General features: G+C 70.7%; 18 protein-coding genes. 12 read left to right on the top strand and 6 right to left on the bottom strand.

The annotated features are described in order from the left end of the window. Positions 1-32: 32 nt before the first annotated feature. Positions 33-365 carry a YciI family protein gene (locus ACFYSC_RS16435; RefSeq protein ID WP_389961761.1) on the bottom strand — a complete coding sequence of 111 codons (333 nt, stop codon included), beginning with the start codon at positions 363-365 and terminating at the stop codon, positions 33-35. 330 nt (positions 366-695) lie between these two features. Here ACFYSC_RS16435 and ACFYSC_RS16430 point away from each other — a divergent pair, with 330 nt between their 5' ends. The 4 genes from ACFYSC_RS16430 (at position 696) to ACFYSC_RS16415 (ending at position 4,244) form a co-directional block, all read left to right on the top strand. Further along, the gene (locus tag ACFYSC_RS16430; RefSeq protein WP_389961759.1) at positions 696-1,445 is read left to right on the top strand and encodes a DUF998 domain-containing protein; all 750 of its coding nucleotides are present in this window, start codon (positions 696-698) and stop codon (positions 1,443-1,445) included. 158 nt (positions 1,446-1,603) lie between these two features. After that, positions 1,604-2,260, top strand: a complete 657-nt coding sequence (locus tag ACFYSC_RS16425) for a class I SAM-dependent DNA methyltransferase (protein ID WP_389961757.1) — start codon at positions 1,604-1,606, stop codon at positions 2,258-2,260. 160 nt (positions 2,261-2,420) lie between these two features. Beyond that, positions 2,421-3,170, top strand: coding sequence for a DinB family protein (locus ACFYSC_RS16420; protein WP_238681319.1), 750 nt, complete (start codon positions 2,421-2,423; stop codon positions 3,168-3,170). A 126-nt stretch (positions 3,171-3,296) separates the two neighbouring features. Further along, positions 3,297-4,244: a hypothetical protein gene (locus ACFYSC_RS16415; RefSeq protein WP_389961754.1), complete on the top strand. Its 948-nt coding sequence runs from the start codon at positions 3,297-3,299 to the stop codon at positions 4,242-4,244. 202 nt (positions 4,245-4,446) lie between these two features. On the opposite strand, the gene ACFYSC_RS16410 is transcribed toward ACFYSC_RS16415, so the two are convergent. Both ACFYSC_RS16410 and ACFYSC_RS16405 read right to left on the bottom strand, forming a co-directional pair. After that, on the bottom strand, positions 4,447-6,015 hold the full coding sequence (locus tag ACFYSC_RS16410; protein WP_389961752.1) for a serine/threonine-protein kinase: 1,569 nt from the start codon (positions 6,013-6,015) through the stop codon (positions 4,447-4,449). 103 nt (positions 6,016-6,118) lie between these two features. Further along, a complete protein-coding gene (locus tag ACFYSC_RS16405; protein ID WP_362940403.1) occupies positions 6,119-6,976 on the bottom strand; it encodes a DUF72 domain-containing protein in 858 nt (285 codons plus the stop codon). Positions 6,977-7,394: 418 nt separating this feature from the next. On the opposite strand from ACFYSC_RS16405, the gene ACFYSC_RS16400 reads away from it, so the two are divergent. Continuing rightward, positions 7,395-7,991: a dihydrofolate reductase family protein gene (locus ACFYSC_RS16400; RefSeq protein WP_389961750.1), complete on the top strand. Its 597-nt coding sequence runs from the start codon at positions 7,395-7,397 to the stop codon at positions 7,989-7,991. Positions 7,992-8,095: 104 nt separating this feature from the next. Here ACFYSC_RS16400 and ACFYSC_RS16395 read toward each other — a convergent pair whose 3' ends face one another. Beyond that, on the bottom strand, positions 8,096-8,398 hold the full coding sequence (locus tag ACFYSC_RS16395) for a hypothetical protein (RefSeq protein WP_389961748.1): 303 nt from the start codon (positions 8,396-8,398) through the stop codon (positions 8,096-8,098). Between the two features lie 367 nt (positions 8,399-8,765). On the opposite strand from ACFYSC_RS16395, the gene ACFYSC_RS16390 reads away from it, so the two are divergent. The 6 genes from ACFYSC_RS16390 to ACFYSC_RS16365 all read left to right on the top strand — a co-directional run bounded on the left by ACFYSC_RS16390 (position 8,766) and on the right by ACFYSC_RS16365 (position 15,925). Continuing rightward, the gene (locus tag ACFYSC_RS16390) at positions 8,766-9,416 is read left to right on the top strand and encodes a DNA alkylation repair protein (RefSeq protein ID WP_389961857.1); all 651 of its coding nucleotides are present in this window, start codon (positions 8,766-8,768) and stop codon (positions 9,414-9,416) included. Between the two features lie 366 nt (positions 9,417-9,782). Further along, entirely contained in the window at positions 9,783-11,483 is a 1,701-nt protein-coding gene (locus ACFYSC_RS16385; RefSeq protein ID WP_389961746.1) for a cellulose binding domain-containing protein, read from the top strand. A 405-nt stretch (positions 11,484-11,888) separates the two neighbouring features. After that, positions 11,889-12,518: a thermostable hemolysin gene (locus tag ACFYSC_RS16380; RefSeq protein ID WP_389961744.1), complete on the top strand. Its 630-nt coding sequence runs from the start codon at positions 11,889-11,891 to the stop codon at positions 12,516-12,518. Positions 12,519-12,656: 138 nt separating this feature from the next. After that, positions 12,657-14,246: an AMP-binding protein gene (locus ACFYSC_RS16375; RefSeq protein ID WP_389961742.1), complete on the top strand. Its 1,590-nt coding sequence runs from the start codon at positions 12,657-12,659 to the stop codon at positions 14,244-14,246. A gap of 3 nt (positions 14,247-14,249) precedes the next feature. Beyond that, a complete protein-coding gene (locus tag ACFYSC_RS16370; RefSeq protein ID WP_362940388.1) occupies positions 14,250-15,203 on the top strand; it encodes a TauD/TfdA family dioxygenase in 954 nt (317 codons plus the stop codon). Beyond that, positions 15,203-15,925 (top strand): class I SAM-dependent methyltransferase, encoded by a 723-nt coding sequence (locus ACFYSC_RS16365; protein WP_389961740.1) that lies wholly within the window; start codon positions 15,203-15,205, stop codon positions 15,923-15,925. Before ACFYSC_RS16370 ends, ACFYSC_RS16365 begins: the two co-directional genes overlap by 1 nt. A gap of 199 nt (positions 15,926-16,124) precedes the next feature. On the opposite strand, the gene ACFYSC_RS16360 is transcribed toward ACFYSC_RS16365, so the two are convergent. Then, entirely contained in the window at positions 16,125-16,820 is a 696-nt protein-coding gene (locus ACFYSC_RS16360) for a TRIC cation channel family protein (RefSeq protein WP_362940380.1), read from the bottom strand. A gap of 140 nt (positions 16,821-16,960) precedes the next feature. On the opposite strand from ACFYSC_RS16360, the gene ACFYSC_RS16355 reads away from it, so the two are divergent. Beyond that, on the top strand, positions 16,961-18,211 hold the full coding sequence (locus tag ACFYSC_RS16355) for an amidohydrolase (RefSeq protein ID WP_389961739.1): 1,251 nt from the start codon (positions 16,961-16,963) through the stop codon (positions 18,209-18,211). A 144-nt stretch (positions 18,212-18,355) separates the two neighbouring features. On the opposite strand, the gene ACFYSC_RS16350 is transcribed toward ACFYSC_RS16355, so the two are convergent. Continuing rightward, the gene (locus ACFYSC_RS16350) at positions 18,356-18,934 is read right to left on the bottom strand and encodes a TetR/AcrR family transcriptional regulator (protein ID WP_389961737.1); all 579 of its coding nucleotides are present in this window, start codon (positions 18,932-18,934) and stop codon (positions 18,356-18,358) included. Between the last annotated feature and the right edge of the window lie 56 nt (positions 18,935-18,990).

The raw sequence follows: 18,990 nt of genomic DNA, 5'->3' as shown, positions 1-18,990 counted from the left end.
CCGCCGGGGACGGCCGGCGCGCGGGCACGGGGTCAGTCCTCCGGGCCGAAGACCTGCTGGATGTGGCCCTCGCCGTCACCGACGATCTTCCAGAAGCGGCGGGACAGCTCGACGGCCTCCTCCACGGAGCGCGTCTCGACGAGCGCGAAGCTCACGATCGCCTCCTTGGCCTCGGTGAACGGCCCGTCGGTGACGGTGATCTTTCCGCCGGACGCCGAGATGTGGACGCCGGCCGGGTCCAGGCCGCCGGTGGCGAGCAGCACGCCCGCGCGGGTCATCTCCTCGACGAAGGCGGCCATCTCGGCCATGGTCTCCTGGGTCGGAGGAGGCGCGTCGGCGCCCTTGGTGGTCATCAGGAACCGCATCGTCGTATCTCCCTTGTTCACCGGGCTGTCGTGCCTGGCTTTCGTACCGGACTCCGCCGGGGTGACCGATTCTCTCCGGTCTCCGGCTACGCGTCGAGCGAGGCGGACGGATATCGACATCCGGTTCCCGACCTGGGGGATCGTGCGATGTGACAGGGAACGCGATGTGACAGGGAACGCATGATGCGGCAGGTCAGCGTGGGTTCGAGGCATGACGGCGCGACGGTGTCGAATCCGGGGCGCCCCGTTCGACGCGTCAGCGAGGCCGGACGGAATCCGGCCACCGGAACACCGCGGCGGGAAGCCCGCCGCAGGAGAGGAAGAAGCAGCATGACCGCCGTCCAGCCCGGCCCCTCCACCCCCGCCCGACGCGCCGCCCGCACCGACGCCTCCCCCGCCACCCGCACCGCCCGCCTCGGCACCGCCGAACAGCCCGGCACCGCCGTCCCGGCCACACGTCTCCTGCTCGCCTGCCTGGTGGCCGCCACACCCGTCTTCGGGTTCGTGTCGCTGGCCCAGGTCTTCACCCGTGAGGGCTTCGACCTGCTCCGCCACCCGCTGAGCATGCTCAGCACCGGCGACCTCGGCTGGATCCAGATCACGAACTTCCTGGTCTCCGGCGCGCTGACGATCGCCGGGGCGGCCGGGCTGCGCCGCGTCATGCGCGGCACGCCCGGCGGGACCTGGGCTCCCCCGCTGCTTGCGGTCAACGGCGTCATGCTGGTCGTCGCCGGGGTGTTCGTCATGGATCCGGGCGACGGCTTCCCGGCCGGCACCCCGCTGGGACAGCCGACGACGATGAGCTGGCACGCCATGGCGCACATGGCCGCCGGGTCCATCGCGTTCGCCGCGCTCATCGCCGCCTGCTTCGTGCTGGGCCGCCATTTCTCCCGTGCCGGCCGTACCGGTTTCGCCGTGGCCTCGCGGATCAGCGGCGCCGCCCTTGTCCTCGGCAACGGCTGGGCGATGTCGGGCGGCCGGGCCGGCTCCCTCACCCTGTGCGTCGGCGTGCTGGTCGCGATGGCATGGACCGGCGTGGCCGCGGCGGACCGGCTGGCCGCGCTCCGGCGAGTCGTCTGAAGCGGAACCCAGGGACCGCCGGCCGTACCGGGGCCGGGATCCGGGACGTCCCGGATCCCGGCCCCGGTACGGCCGGCCCATGTCCGAACGACCCGTATCCGGCCGATCCGAGTACGGCCGGCCCGCGCGGGCGGGGGGCGGGGCTACGATGGCCGACCATGATCGAGCCGAGCTTCCTGAGCGCCACCCGCACCGCCTACGACGCGATCGTCGACCGCTACGCCGAGTTCGCCGGCGCGAAGTTCGCGGAGATGCCGCTGGTCCGTGCGATGCTCACGCCGTTCGCCGAGCTGGTCGGGGCCTCCGGCGGGCGGGTGGCCGACCTCGGCTGCGGACCCGGCCACGTGACGGCCCACCTGAGCACCCTCGGACTGGACGTCCTCGGCGTCGACCTGTCACCGGAGATGGTCGCGCTGGCCCGCCGTACGTATCCGGGCCTGCGGTTCGAGGAGGGGTCGATGTTCGCCCTCGACCTGCCGGACGGCGCACTCGGCGGCGTCCTGTCCAACTACTCGATCATCCACACCCCGCCGGAGCGGATTCCGGAGGTGTTCGCCGAGTTCTCCCGGGTGCTGGCTCCGGGCGGTCATCTGCTGATCGGCTTCCAGGCCCACGAGGACCCCTCGGCGTCGCCGGAGGCGTTCGACCACGTCGTGGCACTCGCCTACCGCTGGCCGCCCGACCGCATCGCCGGCCTGCTGCGCGAGGCCGGGATCGCCGAGGTGGCCCGCATGGTGATCGCCCCGGAGGAGGACGAGAAGCGGGGGTTCCCGCACGCGTTCGTGCTGGCCCGCAAACCGGCCGCGCTCCCCTAGATCGTTGACCGGTATTTCTCCTCTTCACTCGTGCCACTACTATCTCCTCCGCTCCCGGTCAATGGTCCCGAATGGAAGCCCTGTCCGGAAACCTCCGGGCAGCCCAATGCTGGGATCTTGATTTGGTGGTCTTGTCGTACCGGGCCCCTACGATGTGCCGATGACGCGATTCGTGCAGCAGCCCGACTACGAGGGTGCGGAGTTCATCGACCTGTCAATGGCCAGCGCAACCTTCCGCGAGGTGGATCTCAGCGGCGCCCGGATGCGTGGCGTGCTGCTGTTGGACGCCGACATCGACGGGGCGATCGACGGCCTGCGCGTCAACGGCGTGGAGGTCATGCCATTGATCGAGGCCGAGCTGGATCGCCTGCACCCCGAACGGCTTCGACTGCAGCCAACCACACCCGAGACGATGCGCGATGCGGTGGATGTCATCGAGGAGCTGTGGCAAGCGACGCTGCGACGCGCAAGCGTGCTGCCAGAGGAAGCCGTCCACAGATCAGTGAACGACGAATGGTCGCTCGCCCAAACCCTGCGCCACACGATCTTCGTCGTGGACGCCTGGTATGGCCACGCGGCGGCCCTTCGCCCGAACCCGTTCCATCCGATCGGCGTACCCGCATCGTTCACCACCAACGGCACCGAGTTCGGCATCGACGAGTCGGCCGCGCCCACCCTCGGCGAAATCCTCGCCGTGCGCGCCGAGCGGATCGCCGATCTGCGCGCATATCTGGCGCAGGTCACGCAGGAGGAGCTGGACCGCGTGCGGGGGCCGAACACCGCGATCGGCTGCCCGCCGCCCGCCGAACGTACGGCGGTCAAGTGCCTGCAAGTCATCTTCAGCGACCAGTGGGCGCACGTGCAGTTCGCCGACCGTGACCTGGCCATCCTGGAACAGGAGTATGCGTGATGCTCCGGGAGGTCCACTGCTACACCGTCCGCGTACTCGTTTGACGGGCCAAACGCAGAATTCGCCGGTGGTGTTGATGTGGTAGGTGTGACACGTCGCGGTGGTTGCGTGACAGACGGATGAAGGGTGTCCAGGATCGACGTTTCCACACACGTCGACCGTGAGGCCTACATGATCGCCGACCTGGACACCCTTCTCATCGCACTGTACGTGGAACTGGTCGATCACATCATCCCCGCCCACCAGCCGCGCCGGTCGGGACCGGGCCGCCCACCTCAGGTCACCGACGCCGAACCGGTCTGCCCGGCGGTCGCGCAGGTCCTGCTGCGGTACAACGATGAACGGCACTGGCTGCGGGCAGCGTCGGCCCGGGTGGGCCACCTGTTCCCCCGGCTGCTGGCGCAAAGCGAGTACAACCAGCGTCTCAAGCAGGCCGCCACGCTGATGGAGGCCGCGCTGCGGTGGCTGGCCGAACACACCGATGCATCCGCTGAACCGCTGCGCCTGATGGACGCCACCCCGATCCCCTGCGGGCAGTCACGCACCACCAGCCAACGCTCGGATCTGTTCGGCTGGGCCGGCTACGGCTACGAGTCGGCGCACAGCCGCTGGTACTGGGGGGTCAAACTGTTGCTGATCACCACCGCCGACGGCACCGTCACCGGGTTCGGCCTGGCCAACCCCCAACTGTTCGGCGAACGCGAAGCGACCCGCCAGATCCTGACCCGCCAGCCCGCTAACCAGCCCGCCCCGGGCACCACCGTGGTCACCGACAAGGGCTTGTCCGGCCAGGGCAGCGAGCAACTGTTCACCGACCTGGGCCTGCTACTGATCCGCCCGGCCCGCAAGGACGAGAAAACCCCCAGAACCTTCCCGAACTGGCTACGCCAACGCATCGAAGCAATCATCTGGACGTTGAAGAATCAACTCGGCCTGGAACAACACGGCGGGTGGGTACCGGCCGGCCTATGGACCCGTGTCCTGCAACGCCTGCTCGCCCTCAACGCCGCGATCTGGCACAACTGGACCATCGACGCACCCGTCAAACGCTCCTTGATCGCCTACGACCATTGATGACCTGCCCAGAATTACCGGTCAACGATCTAGGCGGATCTTTTCGTCTGCTGCGGTCGCCCAGGCGAAGATCCACGAAACAGAACCTGGGGACGACCGGGTACGACGCCTCCACGGGCCGGGCGCCTCGCGAGGGGACCGGCCCGGTCCGTGTTCCCTGGCCCATGCTCCCCCGCCCGTTCCTTCGGCCGGTGCTCCCCGGTCAGTCCCGCGGCGTCATCCGCAGCACCTTGCCCTTCGCGCTCGCCGCCAGGTAGGCGCCGCCGTAGTCGTCGGAGACATAGACGAGGAGGACCGGTTCGCCGCCCGCGAAGACCCAGCCGCCCTCCGCTATCACGTAATGGCCGGTCGGACGGGTGATGCCGAGTTTCCGGTCCGCCGTGCGCAGCAGCGCCGGAAGAGCCTCCCAGCGGAACGACTCCGGCCGCACCGGCTTCTGGAGCGGTGTCACGGTGCTTCCCTTGACCTTGCTGACCTTCCCATCCCGATAGGTGTAGATGTCGTAGAGCTTCTTCTCACCGGGGACGAGGGCCTGGGCGACCACGTAATCGTCGTACACGACGAATCCCACGAAGTCGGTGCCGCCCGTCGCCTTCCTCAGCACCTTGGTCGCCTCCCTGACCCGGGCCGGGTCCAGCAGCGTTCCGGAGCCGGCGTTCGCCTTCGGTTCCGGGGCGGTGCTCTCCTTGGGCTCGGGGGCCGCGCTCTTTCCCGACCGCTTCGCGCCACCGGTGACCGAGGCGCTCGCGGAGCCGCCGGTGGGCTGCGACGCCCCCGGCGTCGTGCCGTCTCCGAACACGCCCGGAACGTTGAGGAGGACCACGGCGGTGAGGGCCACGCTGAGCGTGACGGTCCCGGCGACCGTCGCGGCACGGAACCGGCCTGAGCCGCCGCGCCGGCCTGAACCGCCGCGCGGCACCGGACGCCCGGGGTTCGTGTCCGAGGCAGGGTGGGCCGCCCAGCCCAGCATCCGGTCGAGTTCCACGGCCGGCGGGCGGGCGGCGGGATCCTGCGTCAGCAGGGCCGCCAGGACGGGCGCCAGCGGTCCGGCCCGGCGCGGAGGCGGGACCTGGCCGTTCAGCACGGCCGCGAGCGTGGCCATGGTGGTCTCGCGGCGCAGGGGGTGGTACCCCTCCACCGCCACGTACAGCAGCATGCCCAGCGACCACAGGTCCGAGGCCGGATCGCCCTCCCGTCCGCGCAGCCGTTCCGGCGCGATGTACTCGGGCGAGCCGACCAGCTGACCGCTGGCCGTGAGACTGGGCGCGTCGTGCAGCGCCGCGATGCCGAAGTCGGTGAGCACCGGGCTGCCGTCCTCGCGCAGCAGGACGTTCGCCGGTTTCACGTCGCGGTGGCAGATGCCCGCCGCGTGAGCGGTCCGCAGAGCGGCCAGGACGCCTCTCCCCAGGTGCGCCGCCTCCGCCGGCGTCAGCGGCCCCTCCGCCAGGCGGTCCTGCAGCGAACGGCCGCGCACCAGCTCCATGACGATCCACGGGTGCGCCGTCTCGCCCGTGTCCACGATGTGGTGGATGGTCACCACGTTGGGGTGGCTGAGCCGGGCCAGCGCCCGCGCCTCGCGCAGCACCCGTTCGCGCAGCATCCGCGCCCTGCCCGGATCGTCCTCCGCCGCTCCCGACGGACGGACCTCCTTCAGGGCGACCTCCCGGTGGAGGGCGAGGTCGTGGGCGCGCCACACCGTGCCCATTCCACCGCTCCCCAGCCGCTCCAGCAGCTCGAAACGGTTGTCGATCACAACCCGCCCGGACGTCACGGCAGACAGCCTAGAGCCCCCGTAAGCGGTCGGAAGGGGCGAATGGTCGCTGTCGCCGTGCCGGATCCGCCGACGGGCACGGGCGGCGTGGGAGGTACGGCGGTCAGAAGAGGGTCAGCGGCTCCGACGGCATGGGCTCGGGGAGCGGCTCGACCTCGGGCAGGAGGGCCCGTACCTCGTCGTGGAAGCGGCGGGCGAGCATCAGCGCGTCGGCGTTGTCGGGCGTGTGGATGAACACGGTCGGCGAGCGGCCTTCTCGCAGCCATTCGACGACCGCGCCGACCCACGGCCGCCAGCCCTCGACCGTGTGCCCGGCCGAGTCCCGGCCGAGGTAACGGATGATCGGACGGTCGGTGAGGGCGGCCGCCCGGCGCGGCAGACGCGGTTTCCTCGTCCACGCCTCCCGCTCGGCATCGCTGGTCGGCGGGCTCCGGAACAGGACGGTCGTGTCGAACGGGACCCACTCGGCTCCCACGCCGCCGAGGACCCTTTCGAGCAGCCGCCCGGCGCGCTCGTCCTCGAAGAACGCGCGGTGCCGTACCTCGACGGCGTATCGGTGCGAGCGGGGGAGCCCGCGGAGGAAACCCGCCAGGACGCCGAGGTCGGCGGGGCCGAAGGACCCGGGAAGCTGGACCCAGAGTGCCTCGGCCCGCGGCCCGAGCGGCTCGATCGCCTCCAGGAACGCCCCCAGCTCCTCGTCGGCGCCGGGACCGGTGAGGCGGCGCTCGTGCGTGATCGACTTGGGCAGCTTGACCACGAAGCGGAAGTCCGGGGAGGTCTGCCGCGCCCACGACTCCACCGTGCTCCGCGCCGGGGTCGCGTAGAACGTCGTGTTGCCCTCCACCGCGTCACACCAGGTCGCGTAGGCCCGCAGGCGCTCGCCGGGCGGAAGCGGGTGGGGCAGGAAGCGCCCCTGCCATGGCGCGTGGGTCCACATCGCGCATCCCACATGAAGCCGCATGCCCCGACGCTATCCGAGATGCGTCCCGGGAACCGGGCCGGGGCGGGGAAAGGGAGGCGTCGGCGGAGGTCTCCGGACGTGTGGGAGGCGGCCGCCGCCGAAACCGTCAGAAGTGACGGTACGGTGCGGCCCGGCCTCCGCCTCGACGCGTGGACCCACGGCCGCGCATCCGCACGAGGCCGCGTGCCCCGGCACGCTCCCGGCCCGGCGCCGTCCCCCGGGACTACCGACAATCATTTCCTCCTTGACAATAAAAATTGTCGGCCTTAGTCTGAGATCACGCGGAACGCCGCAGCCGGGAAACCGGCCGACGGGGCTCCGCCGGACCCACCGGGCCGGACCTCGCGACCGGAACGGCCGCGGCCCATCCGGCGGAGAACCCGCCATCCGGACGACACAACCCGAAGGAGCACCTCCCATGCGCATCCTGGTCAGCGAGTTCATCAGCCTCGACGGCGTCGTGCAGGCACCGGGCGGACCCGACGAGGACACCGACGGCGGCTTCGCCCACGGCGGCTGGACGCACCCGTTCTTCGACCCGGAGGTCGTGGGCGGCTTCTTCGACGACACGATGAGCAACGCCGACGCCCTGCTGTTCGGACGCCGTACCTGGCAGACGATGGCGGCGGCGTGGCCCGGTCAGGCCGGCGACCCGTTCGCCGACCGGATGAACTCCGTCCGGAAGTACGTCGTCTCCGGCACGCTGGGCGAGGACGACCTGACGTGGAACAACACCACGCTCCTCCCCGGCGGCGAGGCCGTCGCCCACCTCAGGAAGCTGCGTGAGACCGAGGGCGGCGACGTGGTCGTCATGGGGAGCGTCACGCTCGTGCGCACCCTCCTGAGCGAGGGCCTGGTCGACGAACTCCGGCTCGTGGTCATGCCGGTCATCCTCGGCGGCGGCAAGAAGATCTTCCCGGACGACGGCGTGCTGCGCACGTTCGAACTGGCCTCCACGGCCACCAACGCCGCGGGCACGAACGTGTGCGTCTACCGGGCCGTCACCGCGGAATAGACCGGACCGGGCGGCGTCCGCTGAGGAAACCCGGGAGAGGCGACCGCGCCTCCCCCGGGTTTCTCATGTCCCAGGCGGCGCCCGGGCGGGAGACCCGCCTTCGCTCAGTCCTCGCCGCGGTAGGCGCGCAGCTCGCGGCGGGCCAGACGGCGGTTGCGGCGGCGCTCCTGACGCCGGAAGCGGTACCACTCCCGGTTGCCGCCCTTGGTGAGGTTGCCGAACACGTAGGGGACGGGAGCACCCCAGTGGCAACCGCTCGTAAGGCGGTTCAGGGACGCGCTCCCGGGGGTGATCTCCTCGGGCAGCGTGCAGGGCCCGAACCGGTGGTCGTGCACGGGGAGGCTGGTCGCCATCGGCGCGTCGGCCATCCGCACCCACCAGGGCCGGGTCTTGTCGGTCTTGCTCATACGGTCACCTTTCGGCTCCGTGACGCCCCGGGATGGGGCCGTCACAAGACCGGATGCACCGTGATCACCTCCGAGGTCGTGCATGACGCGGCGGAAGCGCGCCCTTCCCGCGACGCGCCGGACGTGGAACCGGCCGAGCCGGCCGCATCGGTCGAGGCGACGGCGACGGCCGATGCGATGTACGACGTCCTGGAGCCAGGCTACATCCGGCGCCCCGACCTAGTTCAGCCTTGCCTTATATAAGCCTTGGGTGAGACCGTTGGCCCCGTACGCGCGATCGATCCGTGGCGGGGCGGATCCCGCACGGGACGGACAGGAGACCGAGGTGGCCGAGACGACGCCGACCGGGACGACGGTGGCCGAGGTGATGACCGAGCTGGCCGGGCTGGAGGACCCGCGGGCACGCGAGGTGAACGAGAGACACGGTGACGACCACGGCGTGAACCTCGGCAGGCTGCGCGCGCTCGCCAAGAGGCTGAGGACGCAGCACGAACTCTCGCGCCGGCTATGGGACACGGATGACACCGCGGCGAGGCTGCTGGCCCTCCTGATCTGCCGCCCGAAGGCGTTCGGGCGCGACGAACTGGACGACATGGTGCGCCAGGCCCGCACGCCCAAGGTGCACGACTGGCTCGTGAACTACGTGGTGAAGAAGAGCCCGCACTCCGAGGAGCTGCGCCTGGCCTGGTCCGCCGATCCGGATCCGGCGGTCGCGGCCGCCGGCTGGGCCCTGACCGCCGAGCGGGTGACGAAGAACCCCGGGGGCCTCGACCTGGCGGGACTGCTCGACGTCATCGAGGCGGAGATGAAGGACGCCCCGGACCGCCTGCAGTGGGCGATGAACGACTGCCTGGCCCGGATCGGGATCGAGCACGCCGGGCATCGCGCCCGGGCGATCGGCATCGGTGAACGTCTGGGGGTGCTCAAGGACTACCCGACCTCCCCGGGCTGCACGTCTCCGTTCGCGCCCGTCTGGATCACCGAGATGGTGCGGCGGCAGGGCGGCGAGGCGTCATGAGCGGGGCCATCGGGGCGGCGGCCCGCCCCGATGGCCGCGGCGGGCGAGGCGATCCACCGGCCGGAACCCGGGCCGCGGGTTCCCGAGGTGAAATTTTCACGGTCCGGCGGGCCGTTCACGCAGTTCGCCCGCCCGCCGGGCCGTCTCCCGCTTGACCCCCGCCGAGGGCCGGAACCACACTCCGCCGGAGCGTCACCCTCCACGCGACCACGTGAGCGGTCCCCGCCCTCCTCGTTCTCGCGTGCCGGGCCGCCGAAGTCCTGTTAACGCTAACAACAGCGGGAGCCGATCAGAGCCGGAATGCCGTCCGCGACGCCGGCCGGGCCGGGAGACGCGGATCGGCGCCGGCAGCCAGGAGGAGAAGACATGACGCAAGGCCAGAACGAGCCCGTGAGCGGCGAACGAAGACTGCTGAGCAGAAGAGCCGTCCTGGCCACGATGGGAGCCCTGCCGGTCCTCACGGCCACGGCGTCGGTCCTGGGGGCGTCGGAGGCCGCGGCCGCGACGGCGGTCATCGACCCGTCGGTGCGGCGGCAGACCATCCGGGGCTTCGGCGGCATGGCCCACGCGGCCTGGATCGGCGACCTGACGGCCGCCCAGCGGGACACGGCGTTCGGCACCGGCGAGGGCCGGCTGGGGTTCTCCGTACTGCGGATCCCCGTCGGCGAGAGCCAGTCGGACTGGAGCCGCGACCTGGCGACGGCGAAGCGCGCGGCCGAACTCGGGGTGACCGTCTTCGCGTCGCCGTGGAACCCGCCCGCGAGCATGATCGAGACCTTCACCCGCGGCAGCCAGACCAACGCGAAACGCCTGCGGTACGACCAGTACGCCGCCTACGCCCAGTACCTGAACTCCTTCAACGCCTACATGCGGGACAACGGGGTGAACCTGTACGGCATATCCGTGCAGAACGAGCCCGACTACGCGCACGACTGGACGTGGTGGACGCCCACGGAGATGGTGCGGTTCCTCCGGGAGAACGCCGGTTCGATCAACACCAGGGTCATCGCCCCCGAGTCCTTCCAGTACCTGAAGAACATGTCGGACCCGATCCTCAACGACCCCGTGGCGCTCGCCAACGTGGACATCATCGGGGCCCACCTCTACGGCACGGCGTACTCGAACTTCCCCTACCCCCTCTTCCAGCAGAAGGGCGCGGGCAAAGAGCTCTGGATGACCGAGGTCTATTACCCCAACAGCAGCGACTCGGCGGACCTGTGGCCCCAGGCGCTCGACGTGGGCGAGCACATCCACCACGCCATGGTGGACGCCGAGTTCCAGGCGTACGTCTGGTGGTACATCCGGCGCAGCTACGGCCCCATGCGGGAGGACGGCCAGATCAGCAAGCGCGGTGCGATGATGGCGCACTTCGCCAGGTTCGTCCGCCCCGGATACGTGCGGATCGGCGCGACGGCGAACCCGGCGTCGAACGTCTACGTCTCGGCGTACCGGGGCGGCGACACGATCGTCATCGTCGCCGTCAACAAGGGGACCTCCGCGGTGAGCCAGCAGTTCACCGTGGCGAACACCGCGATCTCCGGCGCCTCGTCCTGGCTGACCGACGCGAGCAGGAACGTCGCGCCGCAGGGCGCGGTCCCCGTGTCGAACGGCTCCCTCACCGTCACCCTTCTCGCCCGGAGCGTGACGACCTTCGTGACCACCGTGAACGGCGGCGGCCCCTCACCCAGCGCGACGCCCACCGTGACCCCCACGGCGACCCCGACCGTGACGCCCACCGGCGACCCCGGGACGGGACCCCGGGTCGCCTACACGATGAGCGCCTGGGGCAACGGCTTCACCGCGAACATCGCCATCACCAACACCGGCACCTCGGCGATCAACGGCTGGACGCTGGCCTTCACCCTGCCCTCCGGGCAGTCCATCACCTCGGGCTGGAACGCCACGTACTCGCCCTCCAGCGGTCAGGTGAGCGCCCGCAACGTCGACTACAACGGCACGATCGCCCCCGGGGCCACCATCGAGATCGGCTTCCAGGCCACCCACAACGGCAACACGTCGAAACCCACCGCCTTCACCCTCAACGGCGTTCCCTGCACCGTGGCCTGACCGGCGCACAGGACGGCGCCGAAGCCCGGCCCGGCGCGGGGACGGGCGCGGCCCCGCCGTGCGCCCCTCCGGCGCGGAACAGCCCCGTACGGACGACCCTCCGTGCGGGGCTGCTTCATGCCGGTCGTACGCCCGCTCCATGCCGGTCGTCCGCCGGCGGGTGCCTGTCCCCGCCCCCACCTGCGTGTACGGAGATCCCCTGGAGCCGCGGCATCGTCCCGCGCGGGGCCGCACGGCATGTCAAGCGCCGGTCATTGGCAGAAAACTGCAGCCCTGGGCAGTTTGCTGCACCCGAAACTCCTGTCCCGGCGACCCGGGGTCACGCAGAGTTGTGCATGAGCAAGCAGATCGGCACTTCGAGATGAGGATGAGGAAATGGCAAGACCTGGCATCACGTCCGACTCCTTGTCCGTATCCCTGCCGTCGCTGGAGGCGGTCCGGCCGGGCCCGCTTCTGCGGACGGGGTTCGCGAGTCCCGGCACGCCGAACTACCGGTTCTGCGTCGACAGCGTGAAGCGCAAGTACCTGGACCGGTACGGCGCCGTCGTCACCCCCGGCCCCGACCTGTTCGTCACCGCGTGGGACGGCGCCCGCGACTCGCCGACCTCCGGCCGCATCCTGGGCGTCGCGGGGCTCACCACCGCCGCCGGACGCAGACTGCTCTCGGAGGACTATCTCGACGTCCCGGTCGAGCGGGCCTGCGCCGACCTGGCTCCCGGGACCCGCGTCGACCGCCGCCGCGTCGTGGAGATGGGCCCGATCGCGTCGTTCCACCCCGGCGCCGGCCTGTTCCTCATGCGCGCCCTGCCGGGGATCGCCCTCCACCTGGGGTACGACTTCCTGCTGTCCACGCTGACCGAGAAGCTCCACGGCGTGGCCAGGGCCGCGGGCTGGGAGTTCCACACCCTCACCAACGCCCGCCGCGCCGATCTCACCGGGGCCGGTGAGATCGACTGGGGCACCTACTACTCCGCGAGGCCCCGTACGGGAATCCTCCGCTGCGGGCGGGACGCGGTCCCGCGGGCCGCCGGCTGACGGCGTCTCCTCCGGCCGGGCTTTCGACCCGGAATTCCAGCCGGGCTTTCGGCCGGGAACTCCAGCCGGGCTTTCGACGACACCGCGATCCGAACGCACAGAAGAACGCACAGAAGAACGCGTAGAAGGAGTCCGCTCATGCGTTGGCTTGACCATGCCCTCAACCGCCTCGGCTCACTGGAGAAAGTGGCCGTCGAGGAGATGAGGTCGTCCGGGCCGTCCCGCCCCTACACCTACGGGACCGTGCTCGGCGCGGCGATCCGTACCGGTGACGCGGTCGTCGCCGCGGCCGAGGGGCGGGACACCGGCAGCAGCACGATCGGCCTGCTCACCGGCAACGGCGTGGAGGGCGTCGTCGGTGACCTGGCCTGCCTGCTGACCGGCGTGCGGTCGGTGCCCATCCCGATCGCCTTCGGCCGGGACCAGGCCCGCCACCTGCTGTCGCACTCGATCGTCTGCCTGGTCGACGAGCAGGGGCGCAAGCGCCTGGCGGAGTGGGGCGGCGAGGAGAGGATCCTCCCCGAGGGGTGCGAGGTCATCACGATCACGGTCGGGGAGGACGGGTACGCCCCGGAGGAGATCGCCGCCAGGGTCCGGGCCGCGGCGACGCTGGACGAGTCCGCCATCTGCAAGATCGTCCACACGTCCGGCACGACCTCCACCCCGAAGGGCGTGATGCTCCGCCGCGGCGCGGTGGACGACCTGATCGACTCCGTCACCAGCCGGGTCGGCGTCGAGGCGTGGCAGCGCTACGTCTCCGTCGTGCCGACGAGCCTGCTGGTGGAGCAGGTCTTCGCCGTCTACCTGACCTTCCTCGCCGGCGGCACGGTCGTGTTCCTGCCCGAGGAGGCCAAGCCGCTGGGCACCGCCGGCGGTGACGTCGAGCAGGTCCGCGGGCTGCTCGCCGAGGCCCGGCCCACGGTGTCGCTGGTGCCGCCGTCCCTCGTGGAGTCCATCGCGGCGCACGCCAGGACCCTCCCGGACGCGACCACCCGCGAGCTGTCGCTGGCGGTGTACGGCAGGGAGGACCCGATGCTGCTGTTCAGCGGCGGCGCCCCGGTGTCCGACGAGGTCCTGCGCGTCATGTGGGACCGCGGCCTGCCGGTGTACGTCGCGTACGGCCTCAGCGAGAACGGCTCCGTCGCCACGCTCAACGGCCCCGGCCTCGTCCGGCTCGGCACCGTCGGCAAGCCCCTGCGCCACTGCGAGGTCAAACGGTCCGACGACGGCGAGCTCCTCATCCGCAGCTCGTCCCTGCTCACCGGCTATCTCGGGTCGGACGACCCGACCGCGCTCCCGCTGGACACGGAGGGCTGGCTGCACACCGGTGACATCGCCGACATCGACGACGACGGCTACGTCACCATCACCGGCAGGCTCAAGAACATCATCATCACCTCCAACGGGCGCAACGTCAGCCCGGAATGGGTCGAGGCGCAGTACAAGAGCCGGCCCGGCATCGAGGCCGCCGCCGTGTTCGGCGACAACATGGAGCGGCTGATCGCGGTCTTCGTCGTCAGCCGCGGCGCCGACACCGCCACCGCGCTCGCCGACGTGCGCCACGTCAACGCCGAGGTCCTCTCGGAGATCGAACAGGTCGGCAGCGCCGCGTTCGTCGAGGCCGACGAGACGTTCTACGCCGAGTTCTTCACCGTCACCGGACGCCCTCGCCGCAAAGAGATCAAGGAAGCACTCACCACCGGCCGTTTCGGCCTGACGGAGGTCTGAGAAATGCTGAGCGACTTCACCACCACCGACCACATCGACGGCAAGGGCCTGGTCGTCACCGCCGCCGACCGCGCCGGACTCGACACCGTCGACCGCGTCGAGCTGATGACCGCGCTGGCCGAACACGGCTACGTCCTCCTGCGCGGCTTCGACACCGACCCGGCCACCTTCTCCACGCTCATCCAGAGCGTCTCCTCGAAGATCACCCTGGACCCGGCGCGCAAGTTCGCCGGAGGCAACGTCGCGCAGAAGATCGAGGCGGGGCTGGTGCCCCAGGGCCTGCACGTGGAGAACGGCGCCACGCCGTGGGTGCCGGACCTGGTGTGGTTCTACTGCGAGACCCCGGCCAAGGTCGGCTCGCAGACCACCATCTGCGACGGGCTGCACGTGTGGGACCGGCTGCCGGCGCGCACCCAGGAGCTGTTCCTGTCCACCCGGATCACCTTCGCCAGGCCGATGCCCGAGGACAAGTGGAAGAACCTCGTCGTCCGCCTGCTCGACGGCGCCAAGACCGCCGACGAGGTCGTCTTCGACGACCTGCTCGCGGTGACCGACGACGACGTCGACGTCAAGTACCGGCTGCGCCCCGACGGCTCCGTCCACTACAAGTACTTCACCTACGCCGCGCACACCACGCTGTTCGGCGGGGACGTCGTGTTCACCAACAGCATCCTGACCCCGTCGGTCAACTACGAGCCCCCGGTGATCGAGTTCGAGGACGGCCGTCCCCTGGACGCCATGCTGATGCGCCAGATCATCGAGGCGACCGAACTGGAGACCGAGGAGATCGACTGGCACGCGGGTGACGTCGCGCTGGTCGACAACAGCCGGCTCATGCACGGCAGGCGCAGGATCCGCGACCCTCTCCGCTCCCTCTACAACGCCCAGAGCTACGCCAGGGAGGACGTCGTCGCCGCCGTCCGCGAGCGGGTGGCCCCCGTGGGCAGGGCGGCCTGATGCGGACCCAGTACGACGAGATCGGCCGATCCTACGAGCGGCTGAAGCGGGAGATGCCCCTGGCCAGGGGCCCCGAACGGGCCACTGTCGAGGCCCTGACCGGCGCGGTGGCGGGCAGGTCCGTGCTGGACCTGGCGTGCGGCACCGGTTGGTACAGCAGGATCATCGCCCGCGCCGGCGCGGCCTCGGTGCTGGGGGTGGACATCTCCGAGGAGATGGTCGCCGTCGCCGAGCACACCGAGGCCCGCGAGCCGCTCGGCATCTCCTACAAGGTCCACGACGCCCGGACGCTCGGGGCCGTCGGCCGGTTCGACCAGGTCAACGCGGTGTGGCTGCTGTGCTACGCCCGTGACCGGTCCGACCTCGCCGCCATGGCCGGCACCATCCACGACAACCTCGCCCCCGGGGGCGTCTACACCGGCCTGGAGATGAACCCGAACTTCGACTGGGACGGCCCCCTGGCCACCAAGTACGGCCTGACCCACCGGCCCGACGCGGACTTCCCCGGCGGAAAGGAGCTGACGGTCACAGCGCACGTGAACCCGCCCATCTCATTCCAGGCCTGCTTCTGGGAGGAGGAACCGGTGGTCACCGCCCTGCGCGACGCGGGGTTCCGCTCGGTGGAGATCGTTCCTCCGGTGCTGCCCGCCGACCGCGACGACCCGTTCTGGGATGACTTCCGGACCAACCCCGCCATCGTCGGCATCCGTGCGGTCAAGTAACGAAAGGAGCCCGTACGGTCGGGAAACGAAAATCGGGCCGCTCGGACGGCGGAAGGAGCGCCGGACGGAACGAAGATCGAAGCCCAGGTGAGGCGGCAACGCCTGACCTGGGCTTCTTCGCGCCGGGAGGGCGGTGGAGCCTGGGCCCGGACCCCTGACGTCCCGCCCGCGAAAGAACACGGACCGACTGCGTCCTCGTTCAGCCACCGTCGTCGTGACGCCGGTCGCGACGGCGGCGCACCGGACGGACGGCCTTGCCGAGGACGTCACGCGCCTCCCACTCCCTGCCGGCGGGCAGTTCCCACCCCCGCCGGTAGGCGACCAGCCGCAGCGCCGTACCCGCGACGACCCCCAGGGACGTGCCCACCACCATGGACACGCCGAACGCCGAGCAGACCACCTGCACCGCGGCGACCAGGGCGGCGACCGACGCGTACAGGCCGTTCCCTCCGAACACGACCGGAACGCGCTGCACCAGCAGGTCACGCGTGGCCCCGCCGCCGACCGCGGTGATGGTCCCCAGCAGGATCGCCGGGAGCCAGCCGAGCCCGGCGGCCAGCGTCCGCTGCGCCCCCGCGACGGCCCACACGCACAGCGCGATCGCGTCCAGCACATAGAAGAGCCGGTTCCATTCCCGCTCGGTGAACTTCAGCAGAAAAGCGACCCCGGCCCCGGCCAGCGCGATCGGGATGTAGAGGGGGTTGGTCAGGGCGAGCGGCGGCCCGTGCTGCAGCAGAACGTCACGGATCAGTCCGCCGCCCAGGCCGGACACCACCCCGATCACGACGTACCCGAACAGGTCCAGCTCCCGGCGGCGTGCCACCGAGCCGCCGAGCAGGCTGTTGATGAACACTCCGACCAGGTCCAGCACCGTCGTGATCGTCTCGACCCGCACAGGCAGGAAGCTTAGGGACGCTCCCGGAGAACCGGCGCCGGCCCGCTCACCGGCCGGCCGAACGTTTGCCGCCGTTTGGAGTAGTAGGGATTCATACCCGGAAAGCATCCCCCGCAGGGGAAGCTTGAGGGGAGCGGTCGATGTCCGTCGACACGGTGCTGGCCGGACTGGACGCCATCAGACCCGGCCTGGAGGCGTACTACCGTGACCTGCACGCCCATCCCGAGCTCGGGCACCAGGAGAGACGGACCTCGGCCCGGGTGGCCGAGCGGCTGCGGGCGTACGGCTACGACGTGCAGGACCAGGTCGGCGGCACCGGCGTGGTCGGCGTACTGGCCAACGGAGACGGGCCGGGCGTGCTGTTCCGCGCCGACATGGACGCCCTGCCGATCGAGGAGCGGACCGGCCTGCCGTACGCCAGCACGGCCACCGGCGACGACGGTCATCCGATCATGCACGCCTGCGGGCACGACACCCACGTCACCGCCCTGCTGGGCGCGGCCCGGCTGCTGTCGCGGGCCAGAGAAGCCTGGAAGGGCACGCACATCGCGCTGTTCCAACCGGCGGAGGAGCCGGGCGACGGCGCCCGCGGCATGATCGCCGACGGGCTGGCCGACCGGATTCCCAGACCCGACGTCTGCCTGGCCCAGCACGTGCTGCCCTACCCGGCGGGCCAGGTGCTCACCCGGCCGGGGTCCGCGCTGTCGGCCGCCGACGACTACCGCATCACCCTGTACGGCCGCTCGGCCCACGGCTCGTCTCCCGATCGGGGCATCGACCCGGTGGTGATGGCCTCGATGCTCGTGGTCCGCCTGCAGACGGTCGTCTCCCGCGAGGTCGGCCCGCTCACCCCGGTCGTGCTCACGGTGGGCAGCATCCACTCCGGAGCCAACCCCAACAACATCCCGGAGACGGCCGAGATCCAGCTGAACGTGCGCACCTACCGGGAGGACGTGCGGCAGCGCGTCAAGGACGCCATCGCACGTATCGCCCACGCCGAATGCGCCGCCTCGAACGCCCCCAAGCCCCCCGATATCGACCATTTCGGCGCCTTCCCCGCCACGATCAACGACGAGGACACCACCCGGAAGGTCGCGGCGTCCTTCGCCGCCTTCTTCGGCGACCGGGCCGGGGCCCTCGATCTCCAGACGGCCAGCGAGGACTTCAGCGAGATACCGAAGGCGCTCGGCGTGCCGTTCACGTACTGGGGCTTCGGCGGCACGGACCCCGCTCTGTACGCGAAGGCGGCCGCGGAGGGCACGATCGCCACCGATGTCCCCGGCAACCACAACGCCGCCTTCGCCCCGGTCATCCAGCCCACCCTGGACACCGGCGTGCAGGCGGCCGTGGTCTCGGCGCTGGCCTATCTGGGGGACGGCGCCGGCCGTTGAAGGGCCCGCGGGCTGAGACGTACTGCGGATCAGCACAATTTGCCTAGGGTTCCCAAAACGGTGCAAAAAGAAGCGCCTCGCTCTTCAGCGGCCCATGATCGCTGCCAGCGACGACGGCTGTCCGCCTCGCCAGGAGCCCCGCCGTCAGCGGCGGTCGCCGGAGCCGAGGCCGGCAGCGGCGAACCGCTCCGCCGTCGGCGCGTGTTCGGGGTCGGTGAGCCATTGCGCGGCGAGCCCGACGAGCAGGGCGAGATAGTGTGATCCGGCCGCGTGGACCGTTTCCGGATCACTGTCCGGCCCCAGGCCGGCGAACGCCCGCGCCAGCGAGGCCCTCGCGAGCTTCTGGCCGTCGGCGATCATCCCCCGGATCTCGTCGTCCTGCCGTACGGACGCGACGGATTCGAAGTTGACGAGCCACAGTGATCGATTGGCCTGGATCGAGTCGATGATCCGGCTCCACAGGTCCACCTGATCGCCGGGCCGGGACCGCGTCTCGCCGGCGGGGCCGGATTCCTCGAGCACCGTGAACAGCAGCTCGCCCCACTCCGTGTTGAGGTCGCGCAGAGCCCGCGTGAGCAGCTGCTCCTTGGACCCGAAGTGGTAGTTGATCGACGCCTGGTTCGCCCCCGACGCCGCGACCAGGTCCCGCACGGTCGTGTGCGCGTACCCCTTGGCCAGCAGGCAGTCCCGCGCCGCCAGCAGCAGCTTGTCCTTGGCACTCACATGCCCTACCGTATCAAATAAACATTCGTATGAAACGATCGTTTAAAACGATGCTT

Origin of the sequence: Streptosporangium sp. NPDC004379, from assembly GCF_042873875.1 — a bacterium.
GTDB lineage: Bacteria > Actinomycetota > Actinomycetes > Streptosporangiales > Streptosporangiaceae > Streptosporangium.
This window is presented reverse-complemented; position numbering and strand designations above follow the sequence as displayed.

Excerpts from the sequence above, each read along its gene's own strand:
- ACFYSC_RS16435 (WP_389961761.1), bottom strand. The coding sequence starts at position 365 with ATGCGGTTCCTGATGACCACCAAGGGCGCCGACGCGCCTCCTCCGACC.
- ACFYSC_RS16430 (WP_389961759.1), top strand. The coding sequence starts at position 696 with ATGACCGCCGTCCAGCCCGGCCCCTCCACCCCCGCCCGACGCGCCGCC.
- ACFYSC_RS16425 (WP_389961757.1), top strand. The coding sequence starts at position 1,604 with ATGATCGAGCCGAGCTTCCTGAGCGCCACCCGCACCGCCTACGACGCG.
- ACFYSC_RS16420 (WP_238681319.1), top strand. The coding sequence starts at position 2,421 with ATGACGCGATTCGTGCAGCAGCCCGACTACGAGGGTGCGGAGTTCATC.
- ACFYSC_RS16405 (WP_362940403.1), bottom strand. The coding sequence starts at position 6,976 with ATGCGGCTTCATGTGGGATGCGCGATGTGGACCCACGCGCCATGGCAG.
- ACFYSC_RS16400 (WP_389961750.1), top strand. The coding sequence starts at position 7,395 with ATGCGCATCCTGGTCAGCGAGTTCATCAGCCTCGACGGCGTCGTGCAG.
- ACFYSC_RS16395 (WP_389961748.1), bottom strand. The coding sequence starts at position 8,398 with ATGAGCAAGACCGACAAGACCCGGCCCTGGTGGGTGCGGATGGCCGAC.
- ACFYSC_RS16390 (WP_389961857.1), top strand. The coding sequence starts at position 8,766 with ATGACCGAGCTGGCCGGGCTGGAGGACCCGCGGGCACGCGAGGTGAAC.
- ACFYSC_RS16385 (WP_389961746.1), top strand. The coding sequence starts at position 9,783 with ATGACGCAAGGCCAGAACGAGCCCGTGAGCGGCGAACGAAGACTGCTG.
- ACFYSC_RS16375 (WP_389961742.1), top strand. The coding sequence starts at position 12,657 with ATGCGTTGGCTTGACCATGCCCTCAACCGCCTCGGCTCACTGGAGAAA.
- ACFYSC_RS16370 (WP_362940388.1), top strand. The coding sequence starts at position 14,250 with ATGCTGAGCGACTTCACCACCACCGACCACATCGACGGCAAGGGCCTG.
- ACFYSC_RS16365 (WP_389961740.1), top strand. The coding sequence starts at position 15,203 with ATGCGGACCCAGTACGACGAGATCGGCCGATCCTACGAGCGGCTGAAG.
- ACFYSC_RS16355 (WP_389961739.1), top strand. The coding sequence starts at position 16,961 with ATGTCCGTCGACACGGTGCTGGCCGGACTGGACGCCATCAGACCCGGC.